11 protein-coding genes are annotated in these 17882 nt (G+C 36.3%); all 11 read left to right on the top strand.

Annotated elements, in window-relative coordinates; all coding sequences use genetic code 11:
• Window positions 1-149 precede the first annotated feature (149 nt).
• The gene (locus O4O04_RS18965) at window positions 150-1574 is read left to right on the top strand and encodes a circularly permuted type 2 ATP-grasp protein (protein ID WP_272533449.1); all 1425 of its coding nucleotides are present in this window, start codon (window positions 150-152) and stop codon (window positions 1572-1574) included.
• Between the two features lie 32 nt (window positions 1575-1606).
• Window positions 1607-2599 (top strand): alpha-E domain-containing protein, encoded by a 993-nt coding sequence (locus O4O04_RS18960; protein ID WP_272533447.1) that lies wholly within the window; start codon window positions 1607-1609, stop codon window positions 2597-2599.
• A 3-nt stretch (window positions 2600-2602) separates the two neighbouring features.
• The gene (locus tag O4O04_RS18955; protein WP_272533446.1) at window positions 2603-5854 is read left to right on the top strand and encodes a transglutaminase family protein; all 3252 of its coding nucleotides are present in this window, start codon (window positions 2603-2605) and stop codon (window positions 5852-5854) included.
• A 13-nt stretch (window positions 5855-5867) separates the two neighbouring features.
• Complete coding sequence (locus tag O4O04_RS18950; RefSeq protein WP_442915917.1) at window positions 5868-8387, top strand: circularly permuted type 2 ATP-grasp protein; 2520 nt, start codon at window positions 5868-5870, stop codon at window positions 8385-8387.
• Window positions 8380-9255, top strand: a complete 876-nt coding sequence (locus O4O04_RS18945; protein ID WP_272533445.1) for a transglutaminase family protein — start codon at window positions 8380-8382, stop codon at window positions 9253-9255. The genes O4O04_RS18950 and O4O04_RS18945 overlap by 8 nt, the downstream gene beginning before the upstream one ends.
• A 287-nt stretch (window positions 9256-9542) precedes the next feature.
• Entirely contained in the window at window positions 9543-10478 is a 936-nt protein-coding gene (locus O4O04_RS18940; protein ID WP_272533444.1) for a hypothetical protein, read from the top strand.
• 143 nt (window positions 10479-10621) lie between these two features.
• The gene (locus O4O04_RS18935) at window positions 10622-10798 is read left to right on the top strand and encodes a hypothetical protein (RefSeq protein WP_272533443.1); all 177 of its coding nucleotides are present in this window, start codon (window positions 10622-10624) and stop codon (window positions 10796-10798) included.
• 367 nt (window positions 10799-11165) lie between these two features.
• A complete protein-coding gene (locus O4O04_RS18930) occupies window positions 11166-11543 on the top strand; it encodes a phasin-related domain-containing protein (RefSeq protein ID WP_272533442.1) in 378 nt (125 codons plus the stop codon).
• Between the two features lie 498 nt (window positions 11544-12041).
• Window positions 12042-12941: a porin OmpL1 gene (locus O4O04_RS18925; protein ID WP_272533441.1), complete on the top strand. Its 900-nt coding sequence runs from the start codon at window positions 12042-12044 to the stop codon at window positions 12939-12941.
• A 100-nt stretch (window positions 12942-13041) separates the two neighbouring features.
• A complete protein-coding gene (locus O4O04_RS18920) occupies window positions 13042-14289 on the top strand; it encodes an ROK family protein (RefSeq protein ID WP_272533439.1) in 1248 nt (415 codons plus the stop codon).
• Between the two features lie 11 nt (window positions 14290-14300).
• A complete protein-coding gene (locus O4O04_RS18915; protein WP_272533438.1) occupies window positions 14301-17414 on the top strand; it encodes a glycosyl hydrolase in 3114 nt (1037 codons plus the stop codon).
• The last annotated feature ends 468 nt before the right edge of the window (window positions 17415-17882 follow it).

The following is a 17882-nucleotide window of genomic DNA, read 5'->3' as shown; positions in this document are numbered from 1 at the left end:
TGCAAGTTAAATGAGCAAATTGCTCGATTTCTGAAATTTCCTTCAATTATACTGGTTTGGATTATGTCTATATGCTATAGAATTCGCCTTTTTGCTCATGATGTAATTGGTATGCTTCTTGCAAGTTTAAGTGTGGATGGTTATATTCTATGTTAGCAAACTACGATACAGAGGAATTTTTTGACGAAATGTTTATCAAAGCTGGGGAACCTCGGCTTGGTTATGATTATTTAAAAAATAGAATTGAATCTCTCGGTGAGACGGAATTGAGACGAAGGTCGAATTCTGCAGAGAAAGCACTTATTTCGATGGGAATTACATTTACCGTTTACGGTGATGATGAAGCAGAAGAACGAATCATGCCCTTCGATGTGATTCCGCGAGTTCTGCATAATGAAGAATGGGCAAATTTGGAGAAGGGTCTCAAGCAAAGAATCCAAGCCATTAATTTATTTCTACAAGACATTTATTCAGATCAGAAAATCATAAAAGATGGAATTATTCCAAGAGAAATTATAGAATCCAGTTCTGGATATTTAAAGCAGTGCATTGGCGTGAAACCTCCGAAAGGAATTTGGATTCATGTTACTGGAACGGATCTAGTTCGCGATGGAAATGGAACCGTTCTTGTCTTAGAAGACAATCTACGTTGCCCATCTGGAGTATCTTATGTTCTGGAAAACCGTGAGGTAATGAAAAGAACCTTTCCTGAGTTATTTGAGAAACTATCTATCCGACCCATCTACGATTATCCCTTTCGCCTACGAAATACTTTAGAAAATTTAACGGATTCTTACAATCCTACTCTTGCAGTTTGGACTCCGGGAATTTATAACTCTGCCTACTATGAACATTCCTTTCTTGCCCAAAAAATGGGAGTCTCTTTGGTTGAAGGATCGGATCTAACTGTTGAAGATGATAAAGTTTTCATGAAAACCACAAAAGGGCTTAAGCGTGTTGATGTAATTTATCGCAGAGTGGATGATATATTTATGGATCCAAATTCTTTTAGAAAGGATTCTTTGTTAGGTGTTAAAGGTTTGTTCGAAGCTTATAAAAAAGGAAACATAGCACTTGCAAATGCTCCAGGAACAGGAGTTGCAGATGATAAAGTTATTTATACTTTTGTTCCACAGATTATAAAATACTATATGAATGAAGATCCGATCATACCGAACGTTCCTACTTATCTATGTAGCGAAGGTAAAAATCTACAGTTCGTTCTAGATAATATTCATGAACTCGTTGTTAAAGCAGCGAACGGTGCTGGTGGTTACGGGATGATCATCGGACCGAAGTCAACGAAACAAGAACAAGAAGACTTCAAGGAATTGGTCAAAAAAGATCCGAGAAATTATATTGCTCAACCAGTTTTATCTTTATCAAGAGTTCCAACCTTAGTTGGTGATGAGAAGATAGAAGGAAGACATGTTGACCTTCGTCCTTTCATTCTTTATAGTGAAGATATCTATGTAATGCCAGGCGGACTCACAAGAGTTGCTCTGAAAAAAGGATCCCTTGTAGTTAACTCGTCACAGGGTGGTGGATCCAAAGATACTTGGGTCATGGGTTAACTCGAGAAACTCGCAAGAGAAGGAATATATTTATGTTAAGCAGAGTCGCGGGTTCTATCTATTGGATGAATCGTTATATAGAAAGAGCCGAGAATTATTCTAGATTCATTGATGTGAATCATCAATTGATGATGGATCTCTCCGGTTCTTATCCTAATCAATGGATGCCATTGGTTTATACAACAGGTGATCATGAACTTTTTGTCAAAAAATATGAGAATCCTTCCGTCGGAAATGTAATTCAGTTTTTGACATTTGATACGGAAAACTCGAATTCCATATTCTCTTGTCTGACACGGGCTCGTGAGAATGCGAGAACCGTTCGAGAAAATATTTCCACTACAATGTGGGAAGTTCTAAATGAATTCTATTTGGAAGTAAAAGTAATTCGCAATGATTATTTAAAACTTTCTCCAGACTCCATCACTTTGGACACAGTGTTCTCTTCCTCTTCTGGTAAGAATCTCAGTGAATTCTTCAAATTAGTTAGAAATAAATGCCAAATGTTTCAAGGAACAACTGATTCTACGATTAGCCATGATGATGTTTGGCATTTTGCTATGATCGGAAGAAATTTAGAAAGATCAGATAAGACAACTCGTATATTAGATATGAAATATTTTATTTTGCTTCCTTCTAACACGGATGTCGGATCGACTCTTGATCTACTGCAATGGATTTCTTTGCTTAAGTCTGCCAGCGCGCACGAAATGTACAATCGAGTATATCCTAAAGTGATTCCTCTGCATATCGCAGAATTTATGATTCAAAATCCTCAATTTCCAAGATCGATTTTATTCTGTCTCAATGAGATTGAGAAGGGAGTCAAAAAAGTTTCGGGAATCGAAATTGGACAGGAACACAAATCAACTTCCATAGAAAGAATGGTCGTTCAAGAAGTGAAGGAAACATCAATGGCTAATGTTTTTAAAGATGGATTTCATGATTATCTAGATAATCTTCAAGGGAGATTAAACAGTCTAGGTGCATCCATTCATGACCAATTCTTCATTAGTGAAACATAAAATATGTCAATAAAAATCGCATTAACTCATCGCACATCCTATCGTTATGACCGAGACGTAGAATTGTCTCCTCATATTATTCGTCTTCGTCCAGCTCCACATAGTCGAACTCCGATACTTTCTTATTCATTGAAAATCCAACCTGAAGATCATTTTATCAATTGGCAACAAGATCCTTTTGGTAACTACCAAGCAAGATTTGTATTTCCTAAGAAGACAAGATTCTTTGAAGTATTAGTTGATCTAACCGCAGATATGCGAGTTTACAATCCTTTTGACTTTTTTGTAGAAGGATATGCTGAGAAGTTTCCATTCAAATATACTGAACTTCTCGAAAAAGAACTCGCACCTTATTTAAACAAGATTCCACTTACTCCTCATTTTGAAAAATTCTTCAAGACTGTAGATACAACTCCAAGAGAAATGAATAATTTCTTAGTAGATCTCAATCAGAAAGTATCAGCTGATATTCGTTATATTATTCGAATGGAGCCGGGCGTTCAGACATGCGAGGAGACTCTACAATTAGGTTCTGGTTCCTGTCGAGATAGTGCTTATTTGCTTGTTCAGACTCTCCGGCATCTCGGTCTAGCCGCAAGATTCGTGTCAGGTTACTTGGTTCAACTTAAAGCTGATACAGTGCCTGCTGAAGGACCTAAAGGTCCCGAGACAGATTTTACGGACTTACATGCATGGGCAGAAGTGTATATTCCTGGTGCTGGATGGATTGGAATGGATGCTACTTCTGGACTCATGGCTGGCGAGGGTCATATTCCTCTTGCTTGCACTCCAGAGCCTGAGTCTGCAGCTGCTGTGACTGGTTTTGTGTCTGATGGAAAGTCGGAATTTGATTTCGAAATGAAAGTAGTTCGAATTTCGGAGACTCCTCGAGTAACAAAACCTTATTCAGATGATGACTGGAACTCAATTTTAGAATTGGGTTCAGATATTGATAGACGAATTGAGAAAAATCAAATCCACCTAACAATCGGTGGTGAGCCAACATTTGTGTCAACCGAGAATCGAGAAGACAACGAATGGAATTTCGGAGCAATGGGTCCGAATAAATACAAAATTTCTGAGAAATTAATTTATAAATTAAAAGAAAAATATTCAACCAATTCCTTACTTCAATACTGCCAAGGAAAATGGTATCCTGGAGAACTCATTCCGAGATGGTCAATCAATTGCTATTGGCGAAAAGACAATGAGCCGATCTGGAAAGATTTTAAGTTACTTGCAACTGAAAATGAACCTGGTAAGAACACAGTCCAAGATTCTTCGAAGTTTATAGAAGCTCTTGCTAACGAGCTGAGAGTTAGTAAAAAATTTATACTTCCTGCTTATGAAGATATTGTTTACTACATATGGAAAGAGGCAACCCTTCCTGTAACTTCTGAAGCAGAACTAAAAAAATTGAATGCTTTTGAGAAAGCTGAGCGAAAACGATTACTTGCTTTGCTCGAAACTGGACTCAAAGATGAAGTTGGTTTCGTACTGCCTCTTGAATACAATGTTATAGACAAAAGGTTCCAATCCAATCAATGGACATTTGAAAGAGACAAACTTTATCTTATTCCAGGAGATTCACCAATTGGATTTCGACTTCCATTGGATTCTCTCAATGGATCTTTTGAATCATTCCCATCTGAAGATCCGATGGCACCTAAGAAAGATTTGCCGAGTCGAAAGGAACTTGAGGATAAAAGAAAAAGTATTTCTGAGCAGAAAGAACAACCGGAGTTCCGATCGAAATCAGCCCTTTGTGTTCAGGTAAGAAACGGAAATATTCGAGTTTTTTTACCTCCAATGTACAATTTAGAAAGCTTCTTAGAATTGATCGTAGCTATTGAGAAGGCTTCAGAAATCACAGGGCTTTCTATAATATTGGAAGGTTATGATCCTATACGAGATACAAGATTAGAAAGATTTCAGATTACGCCAGATCCTGGAGTTATCGAAGTCAACCTACATCCTTCTTCTTCTTTTGCGGAAATTTTAGGTAAAACAGAAATATTGTATGAGACATCAGAAACGGTTAAGCTAACAGCAGAAAAATTTATGTTAGATGGTAGACATTGTGGAACTGGAGGAGGCAATCATATAACCGTAGGTGCTGCAACTCCTTCAGAAAGTCCATTCTTGAAACGACCAGATCTACTTCGCAGTTTGATTGCATATTGGCAAAATCACCCAAGCCTATCTTATTTATTTTCTGGTTTATTCATTGGACCGACTTCTCAGGCACCGAGAATAGATGAAGCAAGAATTGACTCACTTCACGAATTGGAAATTGCCTTTCGTCAAATTGATTCTAAGGACGAGACAACGCCATGGCTTTTGGATCGCTTGTTTAGAAATATTCTGGTTGATGTAACTGGCAATACACATCGTACGGAAATTTCTATTGATAAAATGTTTGATCCCGGTTCGGTGACTGGACGATTGGGTTTGGTTGAGTTCAGAGCTTTTGAAATGCCTCCGCATTTTAAGATGAGTGTTGTTCAGCAAGCACTTGTTATGTCTTTGATCAATATGTTTTGGGAGAAACCATATCGCAGATCACCAATACGTTGGGATACAAGTCTTCATGACAAATTTATGCTTCCATATTTTGTTTGGAAAGATTTCGGTGAAGTGATTTCTGATCTTAATCGTGAAGGTTTTGGATTCAAAGAATCATATTTTCAACCATTTTATGAATTTAGATTTCCTGAATATGGATTGCATGAAGCGGACGGATTGTCCTTAGAACTGAGAATGGCTCTAGAACCTTGGAACGTTTTAGGCGAGGAGACCAATGCATTTGGGACTTCACGAGGTGTTGACTCAGCAGTTGAAAGAGTTCAGATTCTCATTCGTGGACTCGTTCCAGGGAGACATTTGCTTTCCTGCAATGGCTATCAAGTTCCCTTACAACCAACAGGCATTCTTGGAGAATATGTTGCCGGAGTTCGCTTCAAGGCTTGGGAAGCAGTTTTAACTCTGCACCCACATTTGCCAGCACAACAGAGTCTGGTTTTTGATATTTATGATCAGTGGAATCAGCGATCTGTGGGTGGATGCACGTATCATGTATCTCATCCTGGTGGTCGAACCTATGAAACTTTTCCAGTGAATTCTTATGAAGCCGAATCACGAAGAATCAGTCGGTTCTGGTCACATGGTCATAACCCTGGAACGACTCCTCAACCGATTCCGAAAAAATTAGAAAATTCTGATTTTCCTTGTACTTTAGATTTACGAATGCTGTAGCCAGGAAAATCTTGTGGTTGCGAGTCGCGGTTTGGAACTAGAAAATCTTACACAGGGTTATACTCCTTTATCTTCCATTTACGATGAACTTTTTGATGAAGGTGGCAGCGTAAGGCCTAAGTATTCTTTTCTTTTGAGATCCTTTATGGAATTGGGTCCACAGGAATTGATGAAGAGAAGGCAAGATGCAGATCGTATTCTTCAGGAAAACGGTGTAACCTACAATGTGTACGGAAGCCAAGAACGTCATGAGCGTAGTTGGGCGATGGATTTATTTCCAGTTCTCATGGAAAGTGATGAATGGCGTAAACTGGAAAGAGGCTTAGACCAGAGAGCAGAACTTTTAAATAGCATTTTAAAAGATGTTTATGGATCTAGACGCTTGGTTTTTGAGAAAAGAATTCCAGCAGAACTGATATTCGGAAGCCCAGGTTTTTTGCGTCCTTGTGACATGATGTTTGCTCAACATGGATTGTCTTTTTTCGCTTGTGATCTAATTCGTGACAAGAATGGAAACTTCAATGTATTGAGCGATCGTATTCAGGCACCGTCTGGTTCGGGTTATTCGTTAGAGAACCGAATAGTGCTGTCAAGAATTTTTCCAAGCATTTATAGAGATTCCCAAGTTCATCGTGTAGCTTCTTATTTTCGATCTTTAAGAAAAAACCTCCACAATCTTTCTGGAGTTCAAGGCAGAGACCCAATTGTTGTTCTGTTGACTCCAGGTCCTGGAAATGAAACATTTTTTGAGCATGCGTACTTGGCGAGTTATCTTGGTTATACACTGGTTCAAGGTGAAGACCTAACTGTACGAAGCAATTTTGTTTATATGAAAACAGTTGAAGGTTTACAAAAGGTTGATCTCATTCTCAAAAGGGTAGATGATTATTTCATGGATGCTCTTGAATTAAAGGGTGATTCGCTTCTAGGTGTGCCAGGATTACTGGAAGTTGTGCGTTCAGGTAATGTAAAAGTTGCAAATCCTATTGGCTCAGCAATATTAGAAAACCGTGCATTTATGCCTTTTATGAGTGAGCTTTGTCGGTTCTATCTTGGTGAAGAACTAATTTTGCCAACTATTCCAAGTTATTGGATGGGTCGTAATGATGATTTTCAAACCGTAATGGAACATCCTCAGAATTATATTTTTAAATCTGTTTTTCCATCAGCTTTGGACAAAAGCTACTGGGTAGCACAAATGTCCGATGCAGAATCCAATCAATTACTAGCGCAAGTTAGGTTAAATCCTAACCACTACATTGCTCAAGAAATTCTTGCTTCATCCACAACTCCCATCCTAACCCAGAATGGATTGGTTCCAGGCAGAGCGATCTATCGTACATTTGTTACTGCATCCGATTCAGGTTATGTTACCATGTCTGGTGGTCTTGTCCGAGTGACTACAGACTTAGATGAGATTTTTATTACGAATCAACGCGGTGCATTGAGCAAAGATTTATGGGTTCTTGCGTCCGAATCCCAGAAGGAAGAGAGCATTCAAGTTGCTGCTCCCGAAAAAATTGCAATTTCTCGTAATCCGATTGGAGTTCCAAGTCGAGTTGCGGACAATTTGTTCTGGTTTGCAAGATATTCCGAGCGTGCAGAGAACACAGCTCGAGTATTGCGTGAAGCAATCAATGAGATATTAAAGTATGAAGATAGTTACGACAACTCTTCAATCCACGGAATTCTAAAACTAATTACACATATCACATCGTCCTATCCAGGCTTTCTTGGAGATGACTCGGATGAACTTTTGGGTAATCCTTTTCCAGAAATCCAAAGGTTGCTCTACAGCCAGCTTTATGGCGGTAGTATGGTTTTTAATCTCAACGGATTATCTAACTCAGCCAAAAACGTTCGTGACAGATTATCGGACGATACGAGAAAGATTGTTCAGATCCTAGAAAATCGAACAACCAATATGCCATCTAATTATGATTCAATGTTAGAAGATATTTTTCAAAATATAATATTGCTTTCATCTCTATCAGGATTGTCATTTGAGAATCTTAGCCGTGAATCCGGCTGGTATTTCTTGGAATTAGGAAGACGATTGGAACGATCTCTAAATCTTATTCGAATTCTTCAGGGTATTATCAATTTCCAATTGGAGGATGATCGCAATGCATTAGAGAGTCTTCTGAATATCAGCGATATTCGCATTACCTATCGTAGACGATATCGATACAAAATGGAAATTGAACCAGTTTTTGACATCCTTATGTTTGATGATTCGAACCCAAGATCTCTTGGCTTTCAATTCGAACAATTGAATGAAGTTGTCAAATATCTTCCAGGTAAGAACGCTAAGAAAATGTTCCCGGAAGATCGACAAGTATTGGAATTGTATACAGCCTATAAACTTAAAGATGCATCAATGTTGGTTGAGAACGGACGTTTGCTTGATGATGAATGCTTACAATGGTTAGGAGATCTTGAAATAAAACTAAAGAATCTATCGGAAACGATTACCGGGCGATATTTCAATTATACAGAATCTCAAAGCTTTCTCGGAGATACCAGTGCCTGATTATAAAATAATTCATAAAACCATTTACAGTTATGAATCGACTGTATCCCATTGCATCAATCTTGCTCATATGTATCCTCCGAATACACCCCACCAAGAATGCTATCGGACTTTTATTGATGTTAACCCTCGACCTTCCGCTTCATCCTTTCGTAAGGACTACTTTGGTAATAATTTATTTTTCTTTTCTATTGAGGATCCTCATAAACAGTTAGAAGTAAAAGTTGAATCATCTGTGAAGACTAATCAGCCTTCCTACGCAAATTTTGCTCGTTCTTGCCCATGGCCAGAAGCGCAAACAAGATTGATGAAGTCCACAACACGATCTGATATCGAAGCTCTTGAATATTTGCTGCCATCAGCTCATGTTCCTTTTAATCCAAAATTTGCTGAATATGCCGCGATTTCATTTGCGGACAATAAATCTATTTTGGAAAGTGTTCATGATTTTACAATTCGCATATTCAATGATTTTGAATTTGATCCAAAGGCAACGACCATAGTGACGCCTTTAGAGCAAGTCTTTGAACAGAAAAAAGGTGTATGCCAAGATTTTACTCATTTTGCAATTTCTGCGCTTCGAAGTTTTAAAATTCCAGCAAGATATGTGAGTGGTTACATAGAAACCCATCCACCTATTGGTCAGAAAAAGCTACAAGGTTCTGATGCAACTCATGCTTGGTTATCGGTTTATTGTCCTGATCAAGGTTGGGTGGATTTTGATCCAACTAACGGCAAATTTATCACAGATGAATATGTAATAACCGCTATCGGTCGTGATTATTCTGATGTATCACCATTAAAGGGAATTCTATTCGGTGGCGGTAAGCATAAATTGAAAGTTGAAGTAGACGTTCTTCGCGAGTAACTATATAGTTTAATCAGATTGATAACGAAGAATTTCAATTTCTTGCTCTTACGTCCTTATATTCATTAGCCTAACGAAATTTTTGCATAGTTCACATAGTCATTTTATTTTTGATTTATAAAAATGATTCTATCTTTCAAATTACAATTTTATAACAGATATTGATTCTCATTGGCAATATAAAATTTTTGAACAATATCAGATATAACATGATATAAAAAAATATTAGAAGCATTCGAAATATGCTTTCTATTTAATATTATGCAATTATCATGGAGTCAATCAACATGAATAATAAATTATTGAATAAACATATTTTGATTTTCCTTTGCCTTGTACTAGTTGCTTGTAAGACTGAGAAAGACAGTGGCGACAATGATCTTTTCCTTGCATTAGCTTTAGCATCTGCAGCTTCTTCATCATCACTTGAACAATACACACCGAATCAGGCGAATTGGGATAATTTTTCTAGTAAACCTTTCGAGAATACTACCAATAGATCCCATGATCCAGATGGAGTTGGCTGGCTAACTGCTGCTTCTTGGGAGAATGCAAAATGGGACGGGACAGTCTATGACCCGACCAAATATACAAGAGCACAGTTTACGAATATTATCTGCCCGAGCGGTGATCAGATTCGAGGAATCCGGGAAGTTTTTTATGCAAATCGACCGTTTGCAGACAATCGAAATCCCACTAAAGCTGAAGTGGACGAATGGCATCGAATTGCTCTCAATCATATTCGCGCCCTCGTTGGGTATTCTAGCGAAGATCGTAAAGTGAAGAAAGACCATTGCATGTTCAAAAGAGCATTGTGGGGTCAAGAGCGAAGATTCACAACGATGTGGGATTCTAAATATCCTGGAACCAATGGTTCAGCCTACGGGCCATGTGCAGGATCTGGAAACGCACACTGTGGTGCGACATTTATTCCCGATCTAGAAGATCAAGCCGCCTATCTACCTTCTGGACATCCTGGTTGCAGCACTCAAGCTGGAGCCGAAGGTGTAACTGGCGCTCCTAAAACTGACATACCATGGTCAATCAAGTGGTCCCGAGCTTTCTGTCAATATCTTGGATCGGAAGGATTTTGGGGAGGTCACGTAGGACCTTTTTTTCATAGAGAGAAATTTGGATTCAGCTTTTATGACAATGGAAACAATGCTACTCTCCGTGCAAAATGGACAGGCGAACTCATGGATAATCGCTACCCAGCCCCTTGATCTTTGCTCACTTATAAGACTTTAATATTAGTGTCAAAACTTTCAATAGGCGCATACTTGTTGTTTGGTGAAGATTGTCACAGCCAGCTCTTTTCATTGTCAAACTTTTAAACTAAAAGAATGAGGTAAAAGGAGGTAGCGAAATGTTAATAGTAATAAGAATGGTACAAATTCTATTAATTATTGTGATATTATCTTGCTCATCCAATCAATCTATGAAAGAATCAGTAACAGAAGTTGTGATTTACAAAGTGGGCAAGGAATATTGCGCAAATTATTTTCTTTGGATAGCAATACTGGTGCAAGCATTCTCAGTATGAAAGCCGACAATTTTCGAAAAATTCTATCAAGATCTAGAAAAGATTTGTAGAATATTATGATAAAGACAAATCCCAACACTTGTTATCTCAAATTAAGAATGACCCCATTTTAGTTGAGATTTTTGATTTATAAAATTTTATTCCCTTACAAATAAACGCCTTATCTTCGTTCGATCAGGAAGCATTGAATGAAGGAATCCATATTTTGAGACATAATCAACTTACAAAAAAATCAACCATCTGGAAAAAAAATCTAATTTTTCGTTGACAGAAATTGTGCGTTGCGTAAAAAGGAATAGTGCGGTGCACAATCGGGCTCCAAGAGACGGATTTGTATCGAACAAAATCATTCAGGAGACAATTGAAAATGGAAAAAATTGTAATCGACATTCTTAACGCTGGGATCGGACTTCTTCAATCTGGAAAAGAAGGATTAGGAAAAGCTACTGTAGATCTAGAAAAAACTTACGGTGAATTAGTTGCTAAAGGTGCACAAGACAACTCTGAAACAGCAGTACAACTCAGAGAGTCCGTTGACAAAATCATCAACGACATCAAAGAATTCACATCTGTTGCAGGTAAGAATTATGATGAAACAAGATCTAAAATTGTAGAAAACTACAATAAGATCACTGAAGAAATCAAAAGCAAAATGCCAGAAGGTAAAGTAGAAGAAGTGAAAGCAAAAATCAATGAAGTTGCTGAATCTATCAAGAAATCTGCTTCTCCAAAAGCTAACGCTTAAAAATAATATTCGCCCACCATCGCTGGTGGGCCACCTGTTCTAATTTTATTCATCCTCCAATCAAACTTGCCTCCTAATCAGGGAGGCATTTTTTTTATTTTATATATCACCTAGCAGAGATTTTGCTTGACAATTGATTATTTAAATATCAATTGTGACGAGTGTGATCTTTGCTACGATGAATGGAATCATTTGTCGTAGCCTTTTTTTAATTCATCTAACGCAACTTACCGTCTTCTCGATGCTATACATGCATACTTTTTAGGATCAGATATCAACCTATTGGATCATTTTTTCGTTCGCATCGCAAAAACTATGATCAGTTGTGCAATGATATCATATAACTCTTGATTGTACGTGGCACAAAGCAGTTATTTTGCGGTTAAAATGTTTTTTATTTGACATTTTAATATAATATTTGTTATGACTAAAAGCCTAATTTATTTAATAAAGTAAAGATATTTAATATAATAGATTTCTTAACAAAGAGGGTACCAAATGTTTAAAAGACTAGTATTATTATATTTTATTTTAATGGGGCCTATTGTACTTGCAGACGAAACAAGAAGTGGCTCGCGCTACTTTTTAATGTTTGGTATAGGCTATCAGTCTGACCTCGGAGGAATTGGTCCTCTCATCACGACTGGAGGATTAGAATCTGCTGTTTATGTTCCTAATTCTGAAGGGACTGGATCTCTCAAACCTCAGACAGCAATATATTCAGAAAGATCCTTGCAGTCTTTGAATGATACTACTCTCGGATTTGTTGGAGTTAATGCGAACGGCCAAATGAATGGACTCAATCTTAATTTGGGATATGAAGTGGAAGGAATATTTGGATTGGAAATGCTGTTTGCTCGAATGAATATTAACTACACAAAAAAAATATCAGGAGGTTATACCTCATCCACCGTTGCAGGTTACAAATGGCTTGAGCAGGAATGGGATTATACTGCGGTGACAATTCCAGGATATTTAGGATATAAAATTTATAATAAGAATAAATCAAGCGGTCTATATGCAGGATTTGGAATGAATTATTTCAGAGGTGGATGGACATTTTCTGGAACGATTGATGGTGATACTATCGCTCTTGCATTCCCAGGATTAGTTGGTCCGGGTGGTCAGTTTTTGAATGATGCACCATCACCATCCATCATTTATGAAAATGCTAAATTTTTAGTAAATGGTTTCGGGTTCAATTGGCTAGTTGGAATTCAAACTCAAATTTCAAGCCGAGGATTTTTATTCTTTGAAATGGAGACAATTTTAGCCGCTAATATGGGTAAAGCCTATACAAAATCAATTGGTGGTACTTTTGCACTTTCTCCTTATCCCGCATTTCCAGTATTAGTTGGTGGAGATACTTATAGAATAGGATATAAAATTAGTCTCTAGTTTTGAAACAAAGTTTAAATACTGGTTATTTGAAAATATGAACTACAAAACCAAGATACAATTCAGAGGATTCTTTTTTGTCAGGAAATAGATATTTATTATGAGAACGAAAATAATTAAAGGACATAGACCAGAACATATAAAAAGGTCCAATCGATTAACAATTCTTATGGAGCTTTGGAATGAGAAGTTTTTGTCTGTTTCTGAGCTATCAATTAAATCTGGATTGAGTCATACAACAATTCACAAGTGCTTATTGTTTCTTAAATCTCAAAAATTAATTGTAAGTATCGGTCATGGAGATTCAAGCGAGGAAGGAGGAAAACCTCCAGAAATTTATCAGATTAATGATAGCAGAGAATACTTCCTGACGATACATATTTCTAGCTCCAAGATTAATGTGGGAATTTTCAGTGTTCGCCCGATTCTTTTAGGTTCATTAAAAAAGAATTACTCTTATTCTGATAGTTTAAAAACTATCTGGGATATCGTAATTGATCTTACAGATAAAATTATTCTGGATAATAAAATTGATAAAAAGAATATTAAAAGGATTTCCGTAGCCTTACCAGGATTAGTCAACCATTCGCTAGGGATTTGGATATTGAATCCCTGGCGTCCTGATTGGGGGAAGAATATAAATGTTATATCAGAAATTACAAAAAAACTCAATATAAACTGCGATGTTATTGTAGACAATGAATTCAGATTCATAGCTCAAGCATCAAAAAAGAAAGATTGTTTAGAAAAAGAAAAAAATTTTGTTCTTTTCGGCGCAGGTGAAGGCTTGGGATCCGGGATAATCTCAGAAGGAAAATTAAAGCGAGGATCACATTTCTTTTCTGGTGAAATAGGTCATATGATTATTGAGCCGAATGTCAATTTTTCTTGTGCTTGTGGCGGAGTAGGATGCTTTGAGTCTCTTCTTCTAATTCCAAGAGTTATTGAGAAGATAGTCACTTTAAAAAATCAATTTCCAAGTTCAATCCTCTCGAATTTAGAACTAAAATCAATCACAATACAGAAGTTATTTGAAGCTTGGAATTCAAATGATCAGTTGGCTGTGAAAGTAATGGAAGAAATTGTTGAATGGTTTTCTCGAGCGATTTCAAACTTAATTGTTACAATTGATCCAGACGCAATTTTCATCTATGGAATTTATACAGAAGCTGGAGATTTATTTCTGAAAAGATTAAGAAATAGAATACAAAGTGTATTTTATTCTGAATTTCCAAAAGAAATTCATATAAGGTTCTCGAAACTAGACGAACTCTCTGCGCTGTGGGGTGGGGCATATAATTTAACAGAAAGATTGATAGAAGATATAAATTTTGAGGAAAATAAATAAAGGAAGTTTACATGATGTTTAAGAAAAAAAAGTATATTATTATTCCATTAAGTATACTATTTGCGATTTGCATTTTTGCATGCATTACGTTGCAAATAGTATTATTAAAGATTAGAGATACGATCATTCAGCATGATGATGGAAGAGTTTCAAATTCTAAATTAGTATCATCGCCCTTCGACAATAATCATGCAGACTTAATAAAAGAAATTAAATTAAAAGAATTCACCAAATATAATTTCGAATTGAAGGACTTCACAAATCCAGATTTCCGATTTGGTCCATTCGCTCGTTGGTGGTGGCCAGGTAATGATGTAACCCCGTCCCAGCTAAAAAAAGAAATTCAAGAATTTAGCGAAGTGGGTATTGCTGGCGTGGAGATACAACCTTTTATCATGGGTTTAAATCCAAAAATGAATGAAGTCCATCGAAATCGAGTTTATAGTTGGGATACAGAATCCTATTATGATAATCTAAAAATAGTTATGAATGAAGCTAAGAAAAAAGACATGAAGGTGGATCTGAATTCAACGGGTGGTTGGCCTACCGGAGGTAGACACTTGACTTTGGACGATAATCTCCTAACTCTATTGCATAGCGAGGTTATTGTCAGTGGTGGAAAGAAAATTCAATTAAAAATCGAACATCCCAATCCTCCTTTTACCTCTTACCTGCCCGGAATTATTCAAATGGCCACAGGTGATAATTTTCTAAAAGGGGGAAAAATTTACTTAAATCATTTAAAACTTGAAACTGTTGTTGCTTACAAAATTGAGAAGAATGATCGAACCACATTTCTTTTACAATTGAATGATCAAATTCAATTGAATCAAAAATCCCATATAATTTTGGATAATTTTATAAGTCATGAATCAAACATCCTGCAATGGGAAGCACCAGAAGGAAATTGGATTGTTATAGGTTTTTGGTCATTACCTGCGGATGAGTCGCCTGTTTTAATTCCTACTGAAGAAACTAGCTACGTGGTTGATCATTTCGATAGTGATAAAGTAAAAAATAATTATTCGTATTTATTTGGAGATCGAACAGGACTTAAGAGTTTTTATGGAAATACATTTCGTGGAATCTTTAACGATAGTTATGAGTTTATTGTTGAGAGACATTTCTCTAAGGATTTTTTTAATATTTTTGAAACAAAAAGAGGATATGATATACGTCCTTTCTTACCAGCGAATATAATTCCAGCATACAACCATGGCTATGGCCATATCCTGGCTATTCAAAGTAAACCTGAATTTATTTTTGATCAGGAAGATTCTAGAATTGTTTATGACTACGATTTAACTATCTCTGAATTATTAGAAGAGAGATTTTTAAAAACAAGTAAAGAATGGATGAGCAAACGTGGTTTAGTGCACCGCTCTCAAGGCTACGGTCTTCCTATGGATACAATGAAAGCCGCCAAATATATTGATATACCTGAAGCAGAGCATCTATATGGAGAATTCTCATATTCCTTCTTAAAGCTGGTATCGTCGGGTTCATTTTTATATAATAAACCTCTTACAAGTTGTGAATCGATTGTTTTTATAGGTAGAGATTATATGAGTAGTCCCCTGAAAGTAAAAGTTGCACTTGACAAAGCCTTTGCAAATGGAATAAACCATACAATCTATCATGGATCAGCATATTTGTATCAAAACGAAGATTTTGGTGAGGAAGGTTGGTTTCCCTGGTCTTCACCTTATTCACCTATGTTTGGTTTTTCATTTGACTATCGTAAAACAAATCAAATTTGGAATGCCATGACTCATATTAATAAATATGTTAAAAGAGTTCAGTATGCACTTCAATCTGGAAAACCTAAAAAATCTACATTGGTATATTTTCCTTTTTTAGGAATTGGCTATCAACAAGGGGTTTCTGATCCCAATGAACATTTGCGAGGAGGTTATCTGGATAATTTAGAGCCGGAAACAATTGAATTGCCTCCAGGGATTCCTTTCATAAGTGATTCAAGCAAAACTTCAGAAAGCAGTAAATGGCTTCATCTTATATACAAACATTTACAAGTATTCCATGATCAAGGAATAGAATGGTCATGGGTAAACAATGATTCAATTCTTGAAGCTAAATTCATAGGTGGTGAAATTGAAATTCGGGGAAACAAGGTATCGCAGATCATTGTAGCAGACGTGCCACATATCCCTATTGAAGTTGCAGAAAAACTAGTAAATCTAGGAAAAAGCGGAGCGAGAATTATTTTTCTGGATAAAATACCGACCAAGCAACCTGGTTACCTTAATTACGTTATTAATGACAAAAAGATTCAAAATTTATTGAATACAGCAATTTCTAATGGTGAAGTAAGGCTATTAAAAAATCTGAGTATTAAAGATCTTATCATTAAAGGTTCTGATAAAATTGGATCATTTGTAGCAAGTAGCCCAAATATTCAATCATCTAAGCGCCTGATGCAAGATGGATCAGTGCTTAGCTTCTATGCGAATAAATCAAAAAATGAATCCAAATTAAGAGTAAACTATGATGAAAGAATACAAGCAATTTTTCTCCTAAATGTTCTGGATGGAACGATTCGAAAGTTAACATTGACTCAACTACAAGAAGGAATCTCAATCGAAGGTTATGGATCAAGGTTCATACTTTTCTCTAAGAATAAATTAGAAAACAAAACATATCCTAATTATGTTAACTCATTGACTCAATTGAGATCAGAAACTATTCAAGTTTGGGATATAAATATTGAAGGAAAAAATTTCTTGCGATCGGAACTTTTCGATTGGTCCGAGAGGAATGAAACAAAATACAGTAGCGTTGGCGATTATTCTGCTATATTTAATCTTCAGAATAATGATCTCCTAAAGAAATTTATAAAAATTTCTGGATTTTTCCACTCACTTGAGCTGTCCGTTAATGATAAACAGGTGGGATTTTACTTCGTTCCACCATATAATATCGATATTACAGATTTTTTGAAAGTGGGTAAGAATAGAATTCAAATTAAAGCATTTAGTCCTCTTTACAATTCAAAGATTGGTAAAGGAAAATCTGGTGATCCTCATTATTCTCAGTTTTCGAGAAGAAATGTTCAACTCATGTCCACAGGAATTCTTGGACCAATAGAAATAATTTCTATGGAATAAAAACCTGCTCTAATTTTATTCATCCTCCAATCAAACTTGCCTCCTAATCAGGGAGGCATTTTTTTTATTTTATATACCACCTAGCAGAGATTTTGCTTGACAATTGACTATTGAAATATCAATTGTGACGAGTGTGATCTTTGCTACGATGAATGGAATCATTTGTCGTAGCCTTTTTTTAATTCATCTAACGCAACTTACCGTCTTCTCGATGCTATACATGCATACTTTTTAGGATCAGATATCAACCTATTGGATCATTTTTTCGTTCGCATCGCAAAAACTATGATCAGTTGTGCAATGATATCATATAACTCTTGATTGTACGTGGCACAAAGCAGTTATTTTGCGGTTAAAATGTTTTTTATTTGACATTTTAATATAATATTTGTTATGACTAAAAGCCTAGAGAAATCATAGGCTGCGATTTTGATTTCTCGAATAACAAAAAGATTACTCTTGAGGAGA

Source organism: Leptospira sp. GIMC2001, assembly GCF_028462125.1.
Lineage (GTDB): Bacteria > Spirochaetota > Leptospiria > Leptospirales > Leptospiraceae.
The sequence above is the reverse complement of the archived record's forward strand: the minus strand, read 5'-3'. Positions and strand labels throughout refer to the sequence as shown.